Origin of the sequence: Thioalkalivibrio sp. AKL10 (assembly GCF_000381845.1) — a bacterium.
GTDB lineage: Bacteria > Pseudomonadota > Gammaproteobacteria > Ectothiorhodospirales > Ectothiorhodospiraceae > Thioalkalivibrio > Thioalkalivibrio versutus.
Genome location: NZ_KB907144.1, coordinates 138596 through 158766, shown reverse-complemented (window position 1 = coordinate 158766; position 20171 = coordinate 138596). Strand labels below are relative to the sequence as shown.

General features: G+C 60.9%; 16 protein-coding genes. 15 read left to right on the top strand and 1 reads right to left on the bottom strand.

Going from position 1 to position 20171, the window contains the following annotated elements:
- Positions 1–32 precede the first annotated feature (32 nt).
- The 15 genes from G333_RS14345 (at position 33) to G333_RS0109390 (ending at position 18936) form a co-directional block, all read left to right on the top strand.
- Positions 33–3257, top strand: coding sequence for an alginate lyase family protein (locus G333_RS14345; protein WP_019628337.1), 3225 nt, complete (start codon positions 33–35; stop codon positions 3255–3257).
- Positions 3248–3811 carry a methyltransferase domain-containing protein gene (locus G333_RS0109445; protein ID WP_026340940.1) on the top strand — a complete coding sequence of 188 codons (564 nt, stop codon included), beginning with the start codon at positions 3248–3250 and terminating at the stop codon, positions 3809–3811. The genes G333_RS14345 and G333_RS0109445 overlap by 10 nt, the downstream gene beginning before the upstream one ends.
- Positions 3808–4893 carry a GDP-mannose 4,6-dehydratase gene (gene gmd / locus G333_RS0109440; RefSeq protein ID WP_019628334.1) on the top strand — a complete coding sequence of 362 codons (1086 nt, stop codon included), beginning with the start codon at positions 3808–3810 and terminating at the stop codon, positions 4891–4893. Before G333_RS0109445 ends, gmd begins: the two co-directional genes overlap by 4 nt.
- On the top strand, positions 4886–5854 hold the full coding sequence (locus G333_RS0109435) for a GDP-L-fucose synthase (protein WP_019628333.1): 969 nt from the start codon (positions 4886–4888) through the stop codon (positions 5852–5854). The genes gmd and G333_RS0109435 overlap by 8 nt, the downstream gene beginning before the upstream one ends.
- 47 nt (positions 5855–5901) lie before the next feature.
- Positions 5902–6336, top strand: coding sequence for a GDP-mannose mannosyl hydrolase (locus G333_RS0109430; RefSeq protein ID WP_231373041.1), 435 nt, complete (start codon positions 5902–5904; stop codon positions 6334–6336).
- Between the two features lie 39 nt (positions 6337–6375).
- On the top strand, positions 6376–7797 hold the full coding sequence (locus G333_RS0109425) for a mannose-1-phosphate guanylyltransferase/mannose-6-phosphate isomerase (RefSeq protein ID WP_019628331.1): 1422 nt from the start codon (positions 6376–6378) through the stop codon (positions 7795–7797).
- A gap of 154 nt (positions 7798–7951) precedes the next feature.
- A complete protein-coding gene (locus G333_RS0109420; protein WP_019628330.1) occupies positions 7952–9049 on the top strand; it encodes an IS630 family transposase in 1098 nt (365 codons plus the stop codon).
- A gap of 98 nt (positions 9050–9147) precedes the next feature.
- A protein-coding gene (locus G333_RS14340; RefSeq protein WP_155986121.1) for an IS5 family transposase occupies positions 9148–10025 on the top strand; the annotation gives its coding sequence in 2 pieces (ribosomal slippage) (positions 9148–9616 and positions 9616–10025; 879 coding nt in all).
- Between the two features lie 167 nt (positions 10026–10192).
- Positions 10193–11017, top strand: coding sequence for a hypothetical protein (locus G333_RS15095; RefSeq protein ID WP_155986120.1), 825 nt, complete (start codon positions 10193–10195; stop codon positions 11015–11017).
- A 321-nt stretch (positions 11018–11338) separates the two neighbouring features.
- Positions 11339–11509: a hypothetical protein gene (locus tag G333_RS15275; RefSeq protein ID WP_019628328.1), complete on the top strand. Its 171-nt coding sequence runs from the start codon at positions 11339–11341 to the stop codon at positions 11507–11509.
- Between the two features lie 415 nt (positions 11510–11924).
- Positions 11925–12578 (top strand): FkbM family methyltransferase, encoded by a 654-nt coding sequence (locus tag G333_RS14810; protein WP_081624529.1) that lies wholly within the window; start codon positions 11925–11927, stop codon positions 12576–12578.
- A gap of 132 nt (positions 12579–12710) precedes the next feature.
- Complete coding sequence (locus G333_RS0109405) at positions 12711–14537, top strand: hypothetical protein (RefSeq protein ID WP_231373040.1); 1827 nt, start codon at positions 12711–12713, stop codon at positions 14535–14537.
- Between the two features lie 135 nt (positions 14538–14672).
- Positions 14673–16967, top strand: a complete 2295-nt coding sequence (locus G333_RS0109400) for an alginate lyase family protein (RefSeq protein WP_019628326.1) — start codon at positions 14673–14675, stop codon at positions 16965–16967.
- A gap of 161 nt (positions 16968–17128) precedes the next feature.
- On the top strand, positions 17129–17959 hold the full coding sequence (locus G333_RS0109395; RefSeq protein ID WP_019628325.1) for a sulfotransferase family 2 domain-containing protein: 831 nt from the start codon (positions 17129–17131) through the stop codon (positions 17957–17959).
- A complete protein-coding gene (locus tag G333_RS0109390; protein WP_019628324.1) occupies positions 17956–18936 on the top strand; it encodes a glycosyltransferase family 2 protein in 981 nt (326 codons plus the stop codon). The genes G333_RS0109395 and G333_RS0109390 overlap by 4 nt, the downstream gene beginning before the upstream one ends.
- Positions 18937–18964: 28 nt before the next feature.
- Here G333_RS0109390 and G333_RS0109385 read toward each other — a convergent pair whose 3' ends face one another.
- On the bottom strand, positions 18965–19672 hold the full coding sequence (locus tag G333_RS0109385; protein ID WP_196800522.1) for a bifunctional 2-polyprenyl-6-hydroxyphenol methylase/3-demethylubiquinol 3-O-methyltransferase UbiG: 708 nt from the start codon (positions 19670–19672) through the stop codon (positions 18965–18967).
- Positions 19673–20171: the final 499 nt, after the last annotated feature.

The following is a 20171-nucleotide window of genomic DNA, read 5'->3' as shown; positions in this document are numbered from 1 at the left end:
AAAGGGTTTTTCACAGCCCCTGAGCGGATTGAATGACCAACGGAACCATGGACCAGGATAACCTTCCGGACGAACTGAAAGCCCTGTACGCCCACCGCTGCCCGGCGGATGGGGAGTGGAAAGCCGCCTACGAGCAATCGGTGCTCAGCGGCGAGCCGGACACCTTTGTGCTGTACCGTATCATCGGTAACGACCTCTACCCGCGCCATGCCAAGGGCCAGTCGCGCCAGAACGTGCGCTTCATCCTGGAAAACGAGCCCGAGCTGGCAGACTGCGAAAAGCGCTGGGTGGTCAACCGCATCTTCGATGCCGGCGAACGCCAGGCGATCATCGATCTGCTGGAACAGCATGGTCAGCCGTATCTGGAGATCCCGTTTGAGGCCGAGGCGTTCGCGCAGATCGGGTGCGACTACTCTGCCTATCCGGAGCCGGGCTTCCTTAGCTCCACGGCCTTTTATGGGGCGGAACCGGTGCAACAGGAACGAGTTTTCACTGCGGCCTACCGTAAGAAGAACCTCTACCTGATGAACAACAACGGGGCGCGCAATGCCGCACTGGAGGACGGGCGCAGCCGCGCGAAATGGGTGCTGCCGTGGGATGGCAACTGTTTCGTTACACGCTCCGGCTGGGAGGCGATCCGCTCTGCGGTGCGCGCCGCGCCGCACCTGCCGTACTTCGCCGTGCCCATGCAGCGCATCACGGACAACGCCGAGCTGCTGCGGGACGACTTTACGCCCAGCCCGGTGGAAGAGCCGCAGCTTCTGTTCCGTCGCGATGCGCGTGAACGCTTTGGCGAAAACCATCCCTATGGTCGCCGCCCGAAGGTGGAACTCTTCTGGCGCCTGGGCATCCCCGGCAAATGGGACCGCTGGAAGGACGACCCCTGGGACCAGTCGCGAGCCGAGCCTTCACCCGACGCCGGTGCCTGGGGCGTGGCCGGCTGGGTGGCGCGGCTTGCCAGCGGCAAGGCCCATCTGGAGGCCTCGACCACCGAGAGCTTCAAGAACCGCGGGCTCGAGCGTCAGAAGGCCATTCGTGCCGCCATCAACCATGTGACGCGGGAAGTCTCCGCGCAGGCCGATCCCATCGGCCTGACCTGCTACCGTTTTGAGGCAATCGAGGCCCTTGGGGCCGAGTACCGGGAGCACGGCGAGTCCGGCTCCCAGGACGAGCTGCTGCGCACCCTGCTGAAGAACGCGGCGGAGGCGCTGAAGCGCCAGCCGGAATCGCCGGTGGACAAGGCCGAACCGGGCCCCTCCGGCGACCTGCAGGACTACTATCACCCCGCCCCCTACTGGTGGCCCAACCCGGACACCAAAGACGGCCTGCCCTACGTGCGGCGCGACGGCGAACGCGTGCCCGGCACCCGCATGTACGAGCCGGAGAGTCACCGCTACGACCGCACCCGGTTACAGCGCCTGTTCGACGACAGCACGACGTTGGCCCTGACCGCCTTCGTGACCGGAGACCAGCGCTACGCCACCCATGCCGTTCGCTGGCTGGAGCGCTGGTTCATCGACCCGGCCACGCGCATGAATCCGCATCTCGCCTACGCCCAGGTGCGTTGGGGCCGAAACGGAAATCACGGCGCACCGACTGGCATCATCGAGATGAAGGATTTGTATTACGCCCTCGACGCGGTGCGTCTGTTGCACCATATCGGCGTGCTGTCCAGCGACCAACTGGAGACCCTGCGTGCCTGGTTCCGCGACTACCTCGACTGGTTGCTCATCAGCGAGCAGGGCACGAAGGAAGCCCAGTCCCGAAACAATCACGGCACCTTTTACGACCTGCAGGTGGCCGTGATCGCCGCATTTCTGGACGACCACGATACCCTGTACGCCACGCTGGCGCGGGCCGAAGAGCGCATCCCGCTGCAGATCTCCCCGACCGGCATCCAGCACGAGGAGATGACCCGGACTATCACGGCTCACTATTGCTGCTTCACCCTGCAGGGCTGGCTGAACCTGTTGAACCTGGCTGCGCGTTTCGATGGCAGCTTTGTTGCGCGTGCCGCCGAACCCGACCATCCCTTACGCAAGGCCGTGGAGTGGCTGCTGGCACACGAAGGCTTTCCGTGGCCGTATCCGCAGATTGACCAGTTCGACTCGCATCGTTTGGAATCGTTGAAATACCTTTCCAACAGCTTGACGCTCACCTCTGTTGAGCTTTCCACGCGACAATCTCCGCCCGATTGCTATCCGCCGCACAATGGGGTCCATCCGTACTGGCGTCTATCCAGTGCTGCGGCGATTAAACCTAATCGTACGTCCCGAACGGCGCCATCTCCTTCTACAATCCCCACAAACAAGATAAAAGAGCGTTGGCTTTTATGTCGCCCGCACGGTGGTTTAACAGACATGCTGACACAAATGTGGAATTGTTATGACTATGCCAAGCGTTATGATCGCAAGCTGGTGTTCGATGGTTCTCGGTCAGGCTTGTTAGATGATCTTGGGAATTATTTTATGTGGATCGGCGACCGCGATGACGGTTCGTTGTCCCTTGACGATGCCACTCTATCTATTCTGAATGGTCTTGCCTGCAAAATTTTTCCTATCGAAGGGCAGCTGGATAGGTATGTCGTTCGTGTTGGAAAAAAGGAGGCCCCCTGCATTGGGGAAAAATTGGTCCGATATGAATCGATAGGTGAGACTCCATTAACATTTTGCTTTGATCGCGATTATCCAGATGAGCTTTTGGTTCATGAGCAATCATCATCTGTGGGTGGAGGAGGGCCTAAACGCGCAGCATCAATGCTGCGCGAGCTTTGCCTCACGCCGGAAGTCGCGGCTCGTTGTAATAAGGTTTTGGATAATATTCCGGATGAATTTTCGGCAATCCATGTTCGAAACACAGACTACGAAACTAATTACATTCCGTACTTAGACTCGCTCGCGGCCACGATAGAGGGTGACGTGCTGATATGTTCGGACGATGCGCGTGTTAGAGAGTATGCGAAGATGGCTTTTGGTCCGGGTAGGGTGTTCACGGTTAGCGAGGTTCCAAATACTGAAGGCAAGCGGCTGCATTCAAACCCAAAGCTTGACGTCGCCGACCGCTTTGAGCACAACGTCGCGGCTTTTGTTGATCTATTTGCGATGGCTTGTGCCTCAAGGGTCTATTTTACCGAAGTAACTAAAGGTAAGGCATCAGGGTTTTCGCGATTGGCCGATATACTGCAGAAAGACCCGGTTTGTGTATCGCGTCTTCTTGGGCGTGATTGGTATTGGGATAGGAGTCCGCTGTGGAAGTAAAGCTTCACTTAGGGTGTGGTGACAAACTGTTTCCTGGTTGGGTGCATGTGGATGCACGTAAGCTTGGGCACGTCGATCACGTGTGCGATCTGAGGGATCTGCGGGAATTTGAGGATGGGTGCGTGGATGACATCTATGCATGCCATGTACTCGAGCACTTCGGTCGTCGTGAGGTCAGTGGGGTACTGGAGGAATGGGCGCGTGTGTTGCGCGAGGGCGGCAGGGTGCGCATCGCGGTGCCGGATTTCGCAGCGATCTGTTCGCAATATTCGGAGTCCGGGGCGATCAGCGAAGTGCTGGGGCTGGTTTGCGGAGGGCAGCGCGACGAATTCGACTATCACAAGATGATCTTTGACTTTGAGCTAATCAAGGGTCTCCTCGAGGAGGCAGGTCTAGAAGGAGTTCGTCGGTACGACTGGCGGGAGACAGAACATGCAACGACAGATGATTATTCACAGAGCTATCTGCCGCACATGGACAAGGATGAAGGTCGTTTGATGAGCCTGAATGTGGAGGCGTTCAAGCCGGATGAGCAGCACGAGGTAGATAAATGAATAAGGTTGCATTGATCACGGGGATTACGGGGCAGGATGGCGCCTACCTGGCTGAGTTCCTGCTTGAAAAAGGGTACGAGGTTCATGGTGTCAAGCGCCGCGCGTCATCCTTCAACAGCGAAAGGATCGATCATCTGATTAAGGACCCACATGATCGGGATCGACGGTTCATCCTGCATTACGGCGATATGACCGACTCAAGCAGCTTGATCCGCATCATCCAGCAGGTACAGCCGGACGAGATCTACAATCTCGCCGCGCAGTCTCATGTGGCGGTCTCCTTCGAGGAACCGGAATATACAGCGGATTCCGATGCCCTGGGTACGCTACGTGCGCTGGAGGCGATCCGGATCCTCGGCATGGAGCAGACCACGCGCTTCTACCAGGCCAGTACCTCGGAACTGTACGGCAAGGTCCAGGCGACTCCGCAGGACGAGACCACCCCGTTCTATCCGCGCAGCCCGTATGCGGTGGCCAAACTGTATGCCTACTGGATCGTGGTCAATTACCGCGAGGCCTACGGGATGTACGCCTGCAACGGCATCCTGTTCAACCACGAATCGCCGGTGCGGGGCGAAACCTTCGTCACCCGCAAGATCACGCGCGCCCTGGCCCGCATCAAGCTGGGACTGCAGGAACGCCTCTATCTGGGCAACCTGGATGCCAAACGGGACTGGGGACATGCCCGTGACTACGTCGAGATGCAGTGGCTGATGCTGCAGCAGGACACCCCGGACGACTACGTGATTGCCACTGGCGAACAGCACAGCGTGCGCGACTTCGTGGATGCCGCGGCGCACGAACTGGGCATGCGCATCGAATGGCGCGGCGAGGGAGTCGACGAGCAGGGGTTTGACGACAAAGGCCGCTGCATTGTGTCGGTGGACCCGCGTTATTTTCGTCCCACGGAGGTCGAGACCCTTCTAGGGGATGCGAGCAAGGCGAAGCGGGAGCTGGGCTGGGAGCCGCGCATACGCTTTGACGAACTGGTGGCCGAGATGGTTCGAGAGGATCTGGAAAGTGCCGAGCGGGACGAACTTGTGCGTGATCACGGGTATCAAACCCTGAGCCGCCATGAATAGGCCGCAACGCATATTCGTCGCGGGGCATCGAGGCATGGTCGGGAGTGGGATCTGCCGCCAGTTGCGGGGTCGTGCAGGTATCGAGCTACTCACTCGAACCCGCGATGAACTGGATCTGACTGATCAGGCGGCGGTTCACGAGTTCATGCAGTTCGAGTGCCCGGACCAGGTCTATCTTGCCGCGGCCAAAGTGGGTGGTATCTATGCCAATAATACCTACCCGGCGGAGTTCATCCGCGACAATCTGGTGATCGAGACCAACCTGATCCACGGTGCCCATTTGGCCGGGGTGCAGAAGCTGCTCTTCCTTGGCTCCTCCTGCATCTACCCACGAAGCGCGGAGCAGCCCATGCGTGAGGAGGCCCTGCTCACCGGAGAGCTTGAGCCCACCAATGAGCCCTACGCCATCGCCAAGATCGCCGGGATCAAGCTCTGCGAGAGTTACAACCGGCAGTACGGCCGCGACTACCGCAGCGTGATGCCCACCAACCTGTACGGGCCCAACGATAACTTCCACCCGGAGAACAGCCACGTGATCCCGGCGCTGCTGCGCCGATTCCATGAAGCGGTTGAGACGGGGCAGGAGGAGGTGGTGATCTGGGGTAGCGGCACACCGATGCGCGAGTTCCTGCATGTGGACGACATGGCGGCAGCCAGCGTGCACGTGATGGAGCTGGACGAGTCGACCTATCAGGCCCATACCCAGCCGATGCTCTCCCATATCAACGTGGGCACCGGAAAGGATTGCACCATCCGCGAGCTGGCGGAAACCGTAGCCAAGGTGACCGGGTTTACCGGGCGCCTGCGATTCGATACCGAAAAGCCCGACGGCGCGCCGCGCAAGTTGCTGGATGTCTCGCGTCTGTCGGCCCTGGGCTGGCAAGCCGGGATCGGCCTGGAGGAGGGGTTGCGTGATGCCTACCAGTGGTTCCTCGACCACCAGGATCGCTTCCGCAGCTGATGTGGCTCTCCGAGTCTTCTTTTCGCGATGTGCTGGCTACGGCGCCTTTGGTATCGATCGATCTGGTGATCGAGAATGCCGAGGGCGAGATCCTGCTCGGTCTGCGGAACAACCGGCCGGCACAGGGCTTCTGGTTTGTGCAGGGGGGCCGTGTTCAGCGTGGTGAGTCCCTCGATGCGGCCTTCGAGCGGGTGAGCCGAGAAGAACTGGGCCTGGCCATTTCCCGTGGTGACGCTCGCCTGCTGGGGGCCTACGACCACCTCTATGAAGAGGATGTCTTTGGCGCGGGGATCGGTACCCACTATGTGGCGCTGGGCCACTATCTGCGCCTGGAGGTGGGCCTGGCCTCCCTGCCGATGGCGCAACATCGCGATTACCGCTGGTGGCACCCGGATGCGATGCGTGCGAGCGGCGAGGTGCACGCCAATTCCCGCGCGTATCTCGATGCTGTAGGTGATCTGCATTTTACGCGTGGCGCCTGACACAGTAGGGAGCGCGCTGGTGACAATCGAGGAGAGTGAATGAGTCTGGTTCCCTTGATCATGGCCGGGGGCACAGGTTCGCGGCTCTGGCCCCTTTCGCGTCAATTGAACCCGAAGCAGTTTCTGACCCTCACTGGGGAGCAGAGCATGCTGCAGGAGACCCTGGCGCGTCTGGACGGCCTCGAACACGCCGATCCGGTGGTGGTCTGTAACGAGGAGCATCGCTTCATCGTGGCCGAGCAGCTGCGCCAGGGAGGCGTGGAGTCCGCTGCGATCCTGCTGGAGCCGCTGGGGCGCAACACGGCACCGGCCATCGCTCTGGGTGCCCTTCACGCCATGGCCCATGGTGATGACCCTGTATTGATGGTGATGGCAGCCGATCATCGCATCGCCGATGTCGAGGCCTTCGATGCCGCTATCCACGCTGCCCGGCCGCTGGCCGAGGCGGGGCAACTGGTGACCTTCGGGATCGTGCCTACCCATGCAGAGACGGGGTATGGCTACATCCAGCGGGGGGAAGCGGTGGATGGGGGCGACGGCTATGCCGTGGAACGCTTTGTCGAGAAGCCGGATGCGGCGACGGCCGAGGCGTGGCTGGCCGGGGGTGAGCACTACTGGAACAGCGGTATGTTCATGTTCCGGGCCGGATGCTATCTGGCGGAGCTGGAGCGGTTGCAGCCGGCGATGGTGGCGTCCTGTCGGGCCGCGCTAGCGGAGGGTGAGCGGGATATGGAATTTGTGCGCCTGGGCCGTGAATCCTTCACCGCTTGCCCGGCGGGGTCGGTGGATTACGCGGTGATGGAACATACCCAGCCGGTGGTCGTGCCGCTGGATGCCGGCTGGAGCGATATCGGCTCTTGGAAGGCTCTGTGGGAGGTGAGTCCGAAGGACGCCAATGGCAATGCAATTCACGGTGATGTGCTGACCGATACCAGCCGCAATTGCCTTGTGCACGCCGAACATCGGCTGGTGGCGACCCTGGGTATAGATGACCTGGTGATCGTCGAGACCAAGGATGCGGTGCTGGTCGCCCACAGGGAGCGTGTGCAGGAGGTTAAGCGGCTGGTTGAGCGGTTGCGGGAGTGTGAACGCAGCGAACATCTGGATCATCGGGAAGTCTACCGGCCGTGGGGCTGTTACGACTCCATCGACGCCGGTCAGCGGTTTCAGGTCAAGCGCATTACCGTGAAGCCCGGGGCGCGGCTTTCGGTGCAGATGCATCACCACCGTGCCGAGCATTGGGTGGTGGTGAGTGGCACGGCGCGGGTGACCAATGGCGAGCAAACCTATCTGGTCTCGGAAAACGAGTCGACCTTTATCCCGGTGGGCCATGTCCACTCGCTCGAGAATCCGGGCAAGATCCCGCTGGAGCTGGTGGAGGTGCAATCTGGCGCGTATCTGGGCGAGGACGATATTGTGCGATTCGAGGACCAGTATGGGCGGGCCTCTTCTGTATATTGAGACTTTAACCCCCGATAATTCGCTAGACCCAAAAGTAAAGGGATATGCGCACACCCATGGGAAACCATGAATACATGTATGCATTAGTGTCCTTTAACAATAGTTCATTATATAATATAGGCCATGGGTTGATCTCCGTTTGAGAGGGGGCGTAATGGCTCAACGTGGTCGCAAACCGATCAAGCTGGACCTGTCGGATTCTGAGCGTGCCGAGCTGCAGCAGTGGGTACGGCGCCGCAAAACGCCAGCGGCCGAGAAGCAACGCGCGGAGCTGATCCTGGACAGTTCCGAAGGCCTTCCCGGGCGTGCAATCGCGACCCGGCACAAGGTGTCGATGCAAACGGTTTCCAAATGGCGAAGGCGTTTTGAGCACTATCGGATTGCCGGACTGACGGACGCTCCGCGTTCGGGACGGCCGAGGACCATCGACGACGACAAGGTGGCGCAGGTCATTGAAAAGACCCTGCAGGAAAAGCCCAAGAATGCCACCCACTGGTCGACGACCCTGATGGCGAAGGAAACCGGGCTCAACGCGATGGCCATCAGCCGGATTTGGCGCGCCTTTGGGCTCAAGCCGCATCGGCTCGACACCTTCAAGCTCTCGACCGATCCGCACTTTATCGACAAGGTCCACGACATCGTTGGGCTGTACATGCAGCCGCCGGATCGCGCACTGGTGCTGTGCGTCGATGAAAAGAGCCAGATCCAGGCCCTGAATCGGTCCCAACCGGCCTTGCCGTTATCGTTTGGCCATCCCGAGACCCGCACGCATGACTACCTGCGCCATGGCACGACGACCTTGTTCGCGGCACTGGATGTGGCCACCGGCGAAGTCATCGGCAAACTCCAGAGAAGACATCGCGCGAAGGAATTCCTGGCGTTTCTCAACGAGGTCGATCGTCAGGTTCCCGCGGATCTCGACGTCCATCTCATCATGGACAACTACGGCACCCACAAAACCGAAAAAGTGCGTGCGTGGTTCGCTGCGCGGCCGCGTTACCATGTGCACTTCACGCCCACCTCGGCGTCATGGATCAACCTGGTCGAACGCTTCTTCGCGCTCATCTCGGAACGCTGGATCAAACGCGGTTCGCATCGCAGCACTCGGGAACTCGAGGATTCCATCCGCGAATACCTGGAGACGTACAACGATGAACCCCGACCGTTCATCTGGCGCAAAACAGCCGACCAGATCATCGCGTCCATCGCCCGTGTAAGTGATCGCCTCAATAATGATGCGAACTATTGTTAAAGGACATTAGGGAAACGCTGATTTAATCCGCCACCGCTCCCGCCTGGTGAGCGGGTTTGGGATAATGGCGCCAGGTTTCCTGCCCGAGGTGATGGCCGATGTCCCAGCGCAGCTTTTCCGATCTCGAGTATTCCGCCAAGCGCAAGCAGACGCGGCGCGACCGCTTTCTGGGCGAGATCGATGCGATCACGCCCTGGGCGGCGCTGGTGGAGGCGATCGAGCCGCACTACCCGAAGGGGAAGCGGGGCCGTCCGCCGATTGGTCTGGAACGGATGCTGCGGATGTACGTGGCGCAGCAGTGCTTCAACCTGTCGGATGAAGGGGTCGAGGATGCGGTCTACGACAGCCAGGCGATCCGGGGTTTTGTCGGGATCGACCTGAGCCGCGAAGACGCCCCGGATGCCACGACCCTGCTGCAGTTCCGCCGGCTGCTGGAGCAGCACAACCTGACCCAAGTGATCTTCGACCGGATCAACGCCCATCTGCAGCAGCGGGGTCTGATGCTGCGCGAGGGCACGGTGGTGGACGCCACCCTGATCGCGGCCTCGCCCTCGACCAAGAACCGGGGAAGGCCCGCGACCCAGAGATGCATCAGCCGAAGAAGGGCAACCAGTGGTACTTTGGGATGAAGGCGCATATCGGGGCCGATGTCGTCACCGGCCTGGTTCATACCGTGAAGGGTACCGCTGCGAATGTCTCGGACGTCTCGCAGGTGCCGGAACTGCTCCACGGCGAGGAAGCCAGCCTGCATGGCGATGCCGGCTACATCGGCGCGGAGAAGCGGCTGGAGGGGCATCACCCCGAGACGCACATCGCGCGCAAGCGCGGCACGGTGCGAGCGATGCCAGAGGGTCCGGAACACGATCAGGTACGCGCCGCTGTCATTGGACCACTTCACACTGCGCAGCTGCACAGCCTGTTCGCCCTGGCGAACCTGTACCGTGCGCGACAATGGGGGCTGCTGCCGCAGGGGTAGTGTGTCCGCAGGACCGGAAATCGCCCCTGTAACCGCCAAAAACGGCGGTTACAGGGGCCCAGGCCGGCCGTAATGGCCCCAGTGCCCTTCCAAAAACCCCTCGGCCGGGCACGGAGCCGAATGCGGGGGCGTTAATCAGTGTTTCCATAGCCGTAGGAGGGCTTGAAATGGAACCTCATCTTCTTAAGCAAGCATCGTTCTTCGAAATTCACAGCCCCCTCCTTGCCTTCCGAAGAGATGTCACTAGTCAGAACGGCGAGGATGGTATTATCGAGGAAATCTTTTCTATTATTGGGTCAGGTGAGAAATTTTGCGTTGAACTCGGTGCCTGGGATGGCAAGCACCTTTCTAATTGCTTTAATCTAGTCGAGAACCACCGGTGGTCGTGTCTTTTTATTGAGGCCAACGCCGGAAAATTTTCTAGTTTGAAGAAGAACCACGGAGAGAATGAAAGGGTTGCCTGTTTAAATGCATTTGTTGGATTTAAAGGTGCCGAGACTCTGGATTCTTTGATGAAGGGCGCCGGAGTTCCGTCCAATTTTGATTTGCTGTCCATAGACCTGGATGGTATCGATTATTTTGTTTGGGAAAGCGTTGTGGAATTTTCTCCAAGAGTTGTGGTTGTGGAGTTTAATCCATCGGTTCCAAATGATGTTATTTTTGTTCAGCCAAAAGATGTCCGTATAAACCAAGGCGCGTCTTTATTGGCGCTGATATTATTGGCGAGAATGAAGGGTTACGAACTGGTCTGCTGTACCAAGTGTAATGCATTATTTGTAAAGTCCGATCTGTTCGGATGCTTTGATATTCCGTCGAATTCTATTTGGAGCCTTTATAGTCCAGTTTGTGATGGGCGGATCTTTCACGGCTATGATTCGACGGTTTATGTGTGCGGGATGGAAAAGCTGATCTGGTCTGGTGTGAAGGTTTCTAGTGGCGATTTTCAGGTGCTTCCTCGCGCTTTAAGGGAATACCGAGATGCACAGGCATAGATGTTGGGTAACCGAAGAGTCTATAGGGCACGAGAAGATGCTCCTGTTTCGTGGCCGGTAGTGGCTCGATCATCGTGTTAGGGGGGGGGGGCACGCAGGACGGATAGCATGGCGGGTACGATCCATCCGAACGCGCGCACGACACCTCAGATCGGGGGGCTTGCAGGAAGCACCGCGGGGCGTGAGCGAACCGGATCTGGCCCGGCGCTACGGCCTTCCCCCATGAGCGTGCGCAAGTGGTGCTACCGTAATGGTGTCGCAGACTGGTCGCATTGCCCGTAGCGGCTGCACACCACCCTGACGCCGGAGCAGGAGGCGATTGTGGTCCAGGTTCGGGAAGTGGCGCTGCTGTCGCTGGTCGACCTGCTGATCGTGGTTCGGGAGTCCTTCAACCCGAACCTCGGCCAGGGGGCGCTGGACCACTGCCTGCGTCGGCACGGCGTAAGTGACCTGGAGGCGCTCAAGCGCGAGCAGGCCGGTGAGCCCGTTTAGCCGGGTCACAAGCCTGTTCGAGACTAGCCGCCGGGCTTTGTCGATGCGGACATGAAAGTACCTGCCACAGATGGCCGACCAATCCTCGCTCGGCTATCTGTTCGTGGGCATCGACCGCGCGTCGCGCTGAGTCTATCTCGACGTGCGGCGCTCGAAGAAGGGCGAAGAACACTGCGCAGCTGCACAGCCTGTTCGCCCTGGCGCACCTGTACCGCGCGCGATGATGGGGGCCCCTGCCGCAGGGGTAGTGTGTCCACAGAACCGGAAATCGCCCCTGTAACTTCCACAAACGGCGGTTACATGGGGATAAAATAGGCCGCCACGGCCCCAATTCGCGTCCAGCAACGCGTTGGCGGGACATGGAGCCGGATGCAGGTCCATTGATCAGTGTTTCCTTGATTGTAAGGGGTTGGATATGAGTCATGCATTGCGAACAATTGAGAGGTTTTATGGCGACAAGCCAAGAGGCATCATTCATATAGGTGCGAACAAGGGGCAAGAGATTCCTGACTACATGGAAAGTGGAATCCGGCCAGTCGTGTTGGTCGAGGCATTAGACGAACCCTTTGATCGTTTGTTCAAGGCTGCCAAGGAGGAGAGTGGTCTTTATCCGGTAAAATCCTGTCTTGCCGATGTGGCTGGTCGGTCCGTTGAGTTTTTCATAGCAAGCAATGGAGGGCAGTCGTCAAGCTATTATGAGCCTGATCGGCACTTGGACTTTTATCCCAACGTAAAATTCGATTCTTCTGTAACGATGGTTACTGAAACGCTGGATGATGTTATTGATCGGATGTCGGATTCTATTGACCCGACTAGTCTAGATTATATTAGCCTAGACACGCAGGGGTCTGAAGTTGATATCCTCAAAGGCGGGTTGAGGTCCCTAGGGCGCGCCCGGTTTGTGTATATGGAAGTCAGTTATGCAGGGCTATATAAAGGCTCTCCAGATTTATATGATGTAATTCACTTCATGCAGTCGTATGGCTTTGATATCTGTAATTTGGTAATGCGAAACAAGGGTTGGGGCGACGCGCTTTTTGCGAAAAAAGGGGTCATCGGGAACGTTTAGAAAGGACCTCTAGCGGTAATGGTAAAATTGCGGGTGTAGGGTGAAAGAAGGCCCGGAAGCCTGTGATGGAGCGCGGCACGGATAGTAATTTTTGCTAGGCAGTAATTCCGGGGGGCAGTCGGGAGGCCGTGTGTGAAGTGGTTGAGACAACTAACGATAATATTGGCGGCCGGGGGGCTGGCGTCAGACGCGACGGCAGATGCAACGAATGTCCTTGATCAGCTCGACGGGCTTCTGCAGAACGTCATCGAGCAGGGCCCTTTGGCGGAGCTGGACGGCGAGTCGTTGTTTACCGGTCGGGACCGTTTCCTGCCGGGCAAGGTGGCCTTGGGGTTTGGCTGGATGCTGTGGGCAGAAGAGGCTCCGCTCGCGGAGGCGTTCGATGCGCGCCTGGCGCAGTATCGAACCCTGCTGGAGTGGACGCAGGGTGAGTCGAATCGGAGCTGGGGCGTCTATTACTCGCTGAGCGCGCTGAACCGGCTGCGCCAGGCTGGACTGCTGGAGGACGCAGTGCCGCTGGACGTGCTGGAGCAGATGCGCGCCGACCTGGACTGGCGGGGGTTCGTAGATGCGGAAACCTACGAGCTGAAGCGCTACCCGGCGAACTATTACGGGGTGGCGTTCAGCATCGCGCGGTTGCGGGCGACTCTGGGATGGGACGATCCCGAGCATGCAGATGCGTTGCTGGAACGCATGGTGCAACACTACGCGGAACACGCCGGGGATTCGGGATTTTCCGATGAGGCGAATGATGGCGCAGGCCGTTTCGACCGCTACAGCGTGCTGCTGGCCGGCGAGATGGCGCAGCGCTTTCGGGAGACGGGCACGCTGCTGGATTCGCGTGTGCGCGCGTGGTTGGAACAGGCAGCCGAGTTTGTGCTGCAGAACCTGAACGCGGGCGGGCACGGGTTCCAGTTCGGCCGCAGTGTGGGGCCCTACGGCGATACGGCGTTTCTGGAGGTGCTGTCGGCGGCAGCACATTATGGACTGCTGGATGAAACCGAAGAAGCCATGGCCTACGCGTTTTCGCAGCGGGTTTTGCGGAAGTATCTGGATTTCTGGTTCGACGAGGGGATGGGTTCGGTGAACCTGTGGGAGCATGGGCGGGAGACCGATGGGTATCGGGGGAAGCACCGAATCCTGGGGGAGAATCTGAGCCTGAGCCATCACCTGCTGTATACCGGCGAAATCTGGCGTGATCTGGGGTACGAAGGCCCGGGTGTTTCCGACGAGGAATTTCACCGCTGGCTGGAGGCGCTGCCGCGTCACTCCCTGACACGCTTCAGCGACGGGGAATGGGCGCGCCTGAACCTGACGGTGCGGGACGGGCTGGACCGTTTCGGGCTGTGGCTGTCCAACGGCGGCCCGTATCACGATACCAACCCGTATTCGCCGATACCGGTGGCATGGGATGTGGTGCAGACGGCACCCGGGGAGACCTGGCCGCAGCTGGTACCGCGCCTGCACATGAGCGACGGCGAGGAGCTGGCACCGCTGGTGTTCATGCAGGATGCGGACTTCGCCGCGGACGGCGACAAGGGGGTGCTGCGCTGGGAGCACCCGGTGATGAACCGTATCGGCACCTCCCGGCTGGAGGCCGACGAGCGGGCCGGTGTGTCGGTGGAGTATCGCTTCTCGCCGGGCACGATCGAGCGTCACGATGTATTCGAACTGGCCGAACCCGGAGAGGTGGACTCCATCGAGGTGCAGTTCGCCTCGTTCTCCACGGATCCGGTGTTGCGGGATACGCGGGTGGAATTTGCTGAGGGCCGCGTGCGCGGTTTCGAGGTGTTCGGGGTGGATTCCTGCGAGTTGGCCGATGTCTCCGACGACCCGCGCTACCGGACGCCGCAAGGGCCGAAGGCGACCCGGATTCGCTGCGAACGCGCGATCGACGCGCCCGACCAGCACACGGTGGAGCTGGGCTGGCGGCTTTCCTACGAGCCTGCGGATCGATAGTCGGGTCTTTCGAGGTTTCACAATGACTTTTTTGTTTTACGAATGCGCTGGCCGGGCGCGGTGTGGTCGGTTGCGCGGCGGCGTGGGGTTAAGGTTGGCGGGATGAACTGGCGCAGATCCGTTTCGCGGGCTGCGATGGCGGTCCGGTTTTCGCGTGCCTGGCCTTGGGTGCGTCCGCTGTATGCGCTGATGGGGCCATTCGTGGATCTGAGGGCGCTGGTGTTCGGGTTGCAGGCCGGCGGCGGGCCGGCGACGTCGGCCATGCCGCGCGCGCGGGATCGAGGAGAACCGCCGCCCTGTGGCGACCCGGCAGGGGGTGCTCGTGCGGATGCGCAGACAGGCAGCGAATTCGTGCTGTACCGGATCGTGGGCAATGACCTCTGGCCCCGGCACCGGGTGGGGCAGTCCCGGGAGAATGTGGCCTGGATTCTGGAGCACGAACCGGAACTGGCCGGGTGCGAGAAGCGTTGGGTGGTCAATCGTATCGTGGATCCCGGCGAGGAGGAGGCGATCCTGCGGCTTCTGGAAGGGGCCGGGCAGGAGTATGTGCACATCCCGTTTCGCTGGGACGAATACCGGGCGGTTGGCTGGGATGTGTGCGGGGTGCCGCCGGAGTATGCGCCGGGGACGCGGGGCTTCCAGCAGCTTTCGGAATTGATGCAGGGGCGGGTGCTGATGCGGCTGTATCGGCACAAGAATAACTATGTGATGAACAACAACGGGGCGCGCAACGCGGCGCTGCGGGATGGTCGCGGCCGCGCTGAATGGGTGTTGCCCTGGGACGGTAACTGCTTTGTAACGCGCCAGGCCTGGAGCGAGATCGTGGAGGGTGTGCGTGCCCGGCCCGAGCGGCCTTACCACATCGTGCCGATGGCGCGGATTACCCGAAACGAGGACCTGCTGAACGACGGCTTTCGCCCGGAGGCGGTGGAGGAGCCGCAGATCATCTTTCGCCGGGATGCGCAGGAGAGCTTCGACGAGGCGTTTTGCTATGGCCGCCGGCCGAAGGTCGAGTTGTTGTGGCGGCTGGGCGTGAAGGGGCCGTGGGATGAGTGGCCGCGGGAGCCCTGGGACCTGGATTTCCCCGCGTTTGCGGGCGAGGCGGGTTGCTATACCGAATGTGGCTGGGTGGCGCGGCTGTTCTCCGGCCGGGCGGAGCAGGAGGTTTCGAAAGGGGACGAGGCGTTTCAGAGCCGCGGGCTTGCGCGGATCGAGGCCGTGGGGGCGATGCTGGAGCGTATCGACGAGCTGGCCTTTGATGACGGGCGCGACCGGCTGGCTCTGTGCGTGATCAACGAGGACCGCCTGGCCGACGAAACGCTGGCGCAGTCACTGCGCGAGCCGCTTCTGGCATACGCGAACGAGGCGCTGGGGCGCGGGCCGTTTAGTGTGGTCGACAAGACGACACTGCCGCCGAGTGGCGATGTGCATGATTACTGGCATCCGGCGCCATATTACTGGCCGCATCCGCTGCGTATTCCGGGCCTGCCCTATGTGATGCGGGACGGTGAACGGGTTCCGGGGACGCGGCTGTACGAGCCGGAAAGCGACCGCTATGACCGGACACGGCTGCAGCGCCTGTTCGACGATGGACTGGTGCTGGCGATGGCACACCACGCCACCGGGGACGAGCGCTACGGCGAGCATGCGGCCAGGCTGGTGCGTCGCTGGTTCCTGGATGCCGACACGGCGATGCATCCGCACCTGCAGTATGCGCAGGTGCGGCCGGGGCACAACCGCAATTGTGGTTCCAGTTCCGGCCTGATCGAGTTCAAGGATCTTTACTACTTCCTGGATGGCGTGCGTCTGCTGCTGCGGCGCGGTGTGCTGGGCGAGGCTGATCGCGCGGGGCTGGAGAACTGGATGGGCCGTTATCTCGACTGGCTGCGGACCAGTCCGCAGGGTCTGGACGAGCGGGGATCGCAAAACAACCACGGCACCTATTACGACCTCCAGGTGGCTTCCATCGCGGCCTTCCTGGGCGAATGGAGGCTGGTGCGGGAAACGCTGCGTGACAGTCGTTCAAGGATTCTCGTGCAGTTCGCGCCCGATGGCAGCCTGCCCAAGGAGTTGGCGCGTACCACCTCGGCCCATTACGAGTGCTTTACCATCCAGGGGTGGATCCACCTGGCGCGGCTGGCCGAGTCCGTTGGCGAGGATCTCTGGTCTTTCGAGGGGCCGGAAGGGCAAGGGATGCGCCGGGGTATGGAATGGCTGCTCGCGCATATGGGCAAGCCGTGGCCGTATCAGCAGATCAATGCGTTCGACGAGGCGCGCTTCCATCCGATTTTATTCGCCTATCAGGACAAGTACGGTGATCCACCGGTTGAGCTCGACGAGCTGCCAGCGCCCGGTGCGATCAAACCCGTTTTCTTCCCGCACGACGGTATTCCGCCGTTCTGGCAGGCGACGCTTGGTTGCGTTCGGTAGTGTATGTTCGCGGGTTTGGATTTGTAACCGCCGGAGAATGCAGGCGAGCGCCGCCGACAGTGCCCCGGCAGGGCTGACCCCTGCGGCAATGGGCGCCCTGCCGGGCGGCTGCCTCGTCCAACGATTCAGGTTCGCGCCTGTCGGGCGTTAATGACACCGCCATGTTCATCAATCATGATCACCGCATCGCTTTTCTGCACATACCGAAATGTGCCGGTACGACGGTGCGACGCCCGCTGGAACCGCTGAATCAATGGGAGGCGGCCGGTCCGCCCTGGCGTCGGGAGCACCCGGAGCTGGGCCTTCTGGATTTTGCACATCTGCCGCTTGCGGTGCTGCGGGATTTCTTTCCGGGAGCCTTTGCGTCGGTCGTGGAATACCGATCCTTCGCGCTGGTGCGTGATCCGTACAGTCGATTTGCTTCTTCTGTGTCCGAGCGGATTCGGTGGAACGGGGGTGCGCTTCTGGCGCGGCTGAGCCGCGCCGAACTGAAGAAGTCGCTGGACACAAGCATTGGCTACTTGTCGCGGCAGGATTCGTCTTTGTGCTGTCTGCCGCCGGGCTATATTCATTTTCAGCGCCAGCGTGACTACATCGTGCTGGATGGGGAGCCGGTCGTGGATGCCGTGTATCCAGTGGAGCGGGTTGCGCGGCTCAGGGAAAAGCTGAGCGCGTGCCTTGGGGCGGATGGAGTGAAGCTGACGGAGTCCGCCCCTTCTGCGAGACAGGTGAATGCCGCGCTCATGTATCGCTACGAGGGCCTGAGGCGAACCCATCGCGTTGTGGCGCCGCTGATGGCTCGATTGAGGCGGGTGCTTCCCGCCCCTACCAGCAGGCGCATCGATGACTGGATGTATGTGCATCGCGACGAGGGCGCGCGCAGTCTGTTCGATTCGGACCATGTGCGGGACTTTGTGTCGAGCTACTACGCCGATGACCTCGCACTGTATGCCCGAGTGGTGCGAGCGTCTGGAGGCGAGCGGGAGCCATGAAGATTTCGATCGCCCTGGCTTCCTTTAACGGTGAGCGCTACCTACAGGAACAGTTGCAGAGCTTTCTGGATCAGACTCGCCTGCCGGACGAAGTGGTCATCTCGGACGATGCCTCCACGGACGGAACGGTGGAGATCGTCCGGCGCTTCCAGGAATCGGCACCGTTTGCAGTGAAGGTGATCCAGGGCCGGGGGCGTCAGGGGTTTGTCGCGAACTTCAATCGGGCCCTCGAGGCGACCACGGGTGATCTGGTGTTCCTGAGCGACCAGGATGATGTGTGGTTCCCGAACAAGCTGGAGGCGATGGAGGCCGCCGCAGGCGCGCAGCAGGACGCGTGGCTGCTGATGTGCGATGCGGCGCTGGTGGATCACGATCTTGCCGAGGCGGGGTTCAGCAAGCTTGATCAGATCGAGAGCGCGGGACTGCCACTGGAATACCATGCGATGGGGTGTTGTTGTGCGCTTCGCAGGGATTTCCTGGACCTGGCCATGCCGATACCGGCCAACTTCAAGTCTCATGATGTATGGCTGGTGAGGATCGCGGACGGGCTTGGGCGGAAGCACGTGTCTCGCGCCGTCCTGCAGTATTACCGACGGCATGGGAACAATACCTCTCAAGGGCCGACGAGCGTGCTCACGCGCGTGAACCGGCTGGGGCACCTGCGGGCATCGCTGCTGAAGCGTTGGACCGGTCGAGCCTCGTGGATCGCGGAGGCACGGCTTCAGTCGCGATATGCGCAGATGCTGCGTGGGGGCGTCTTGCGGGCCGCTCGGAGGTGTTCGGACGGGTGCGCCCAAGAGCTTTTCGGGCTTTCGGAACGGCTGGAGTGGATTCGTTGCAATCTGGAGGCGCGCGTTCGACTTCGCGGGAAGCCAAGGCCGTACAGGATTCCCGGCGTCATTTCGGTCTGGCGGTCCGGCGGCTACGGGCCGTTTAACGGCTGGAAGAGTGCGGCGAGCGATCTGTTTCTGAGATAAGCGGCTGGGAGCCGTCACGACCGCTCACTCAGGTGAGTCCCGCAGCGTCCTTGTCGTGCTGTGCGGGTCTTCGAAGCATGTAGCAGATGCGCAGATCGCCGATGTAGCGATGGGCGACGTTGAGGCCCAGTGCGTGGGCGATCTCCTCGAACCAGTCGGGGTAGAAGCGGATGCAGTCGATCGGGTGGCGGTGGTAGGGAAAGCCTGGCGGGTGGGTATGCAGGATGAGGTGCCCGCCCGGGTTCAGTTGAGCCGCCAGGTCACTGACATGTCTGTAGGGGTCAACCAGGTGCTCGAGCATGGCCTGGGAGATGATGAGATCGAAGGTGCCCATCGCAGGCGGGGCGCCGTTGTAGTCCCAGTGATGGTCCATGTCCGGGTGGATCCCTGCGGTGACGATGTTGCCTTCGGAGCTGCCGGTCAGCCTGGCGTAATGCGTCTTGTCGCGATTGTATTCGCCGGGCAGGAGGGTGCGGCCGATGGGCGTCTTGATGCTCTGGACCGCGTGGACGATCGTCCCTCGGATGGTGCCGCTTTCTTTGTTCAGGCCCCGTATGTGCAGGCTGGAACAGGTTCTGTCATGGCGGAAGGCACCATGCGCGCGGGTCGCCTCCGGGATGTCCCACTTCTCGAACAGGGCGTTTTGGATCTGTGACCGGTTGCAGAGCCGGATCGCGAGGCGCAGCGAGGTCTTTCCGATCAGGCGGCCCATGCGGACATACAGTGTTCGAATCATGTGGGTTTGGGCACGGGTTGGAGGCCAGTGAGGCCTGTCAGGGCGGAGGGGTGGGGAAGCCCGGTCAAGTGTTATCGGCGGGGCAGGAGTTTGCAAGCCGGGGCCGGAATGGCGCCATACGCGCCAGGGTGCGGATCGTCATATGGCCCGATCGGCTTGAGACCTGCGTGGCAAACATGCTCCAATTCGCCTGCACGTCTTGAACGCGCACCCTTGTAGGAGGCCGCCCCCCCCTGGCCGATCAGGCGCCCAAACAGCCCCATCGAGCAGCGGGCTGGCCTTCTGCGCAGGAACACGCCAACGGAATTCGGTCCTCGTGAACATCCCCGCCAATGGCGCTGCCCTCTCCCGCGCCGCGTCCTTCCCGGTCAGCGCAATGTGGTGCGGCCTGCGCCCGATGGTCCAGGGCGCGCAAGCCCGTGGGGATGCCGCTGTAGGAGCGCAGCCCTCTGCGCGATGGGGTGTGTCTTGCGCCCGATCGGCCAGGGGGCTGGCCTCC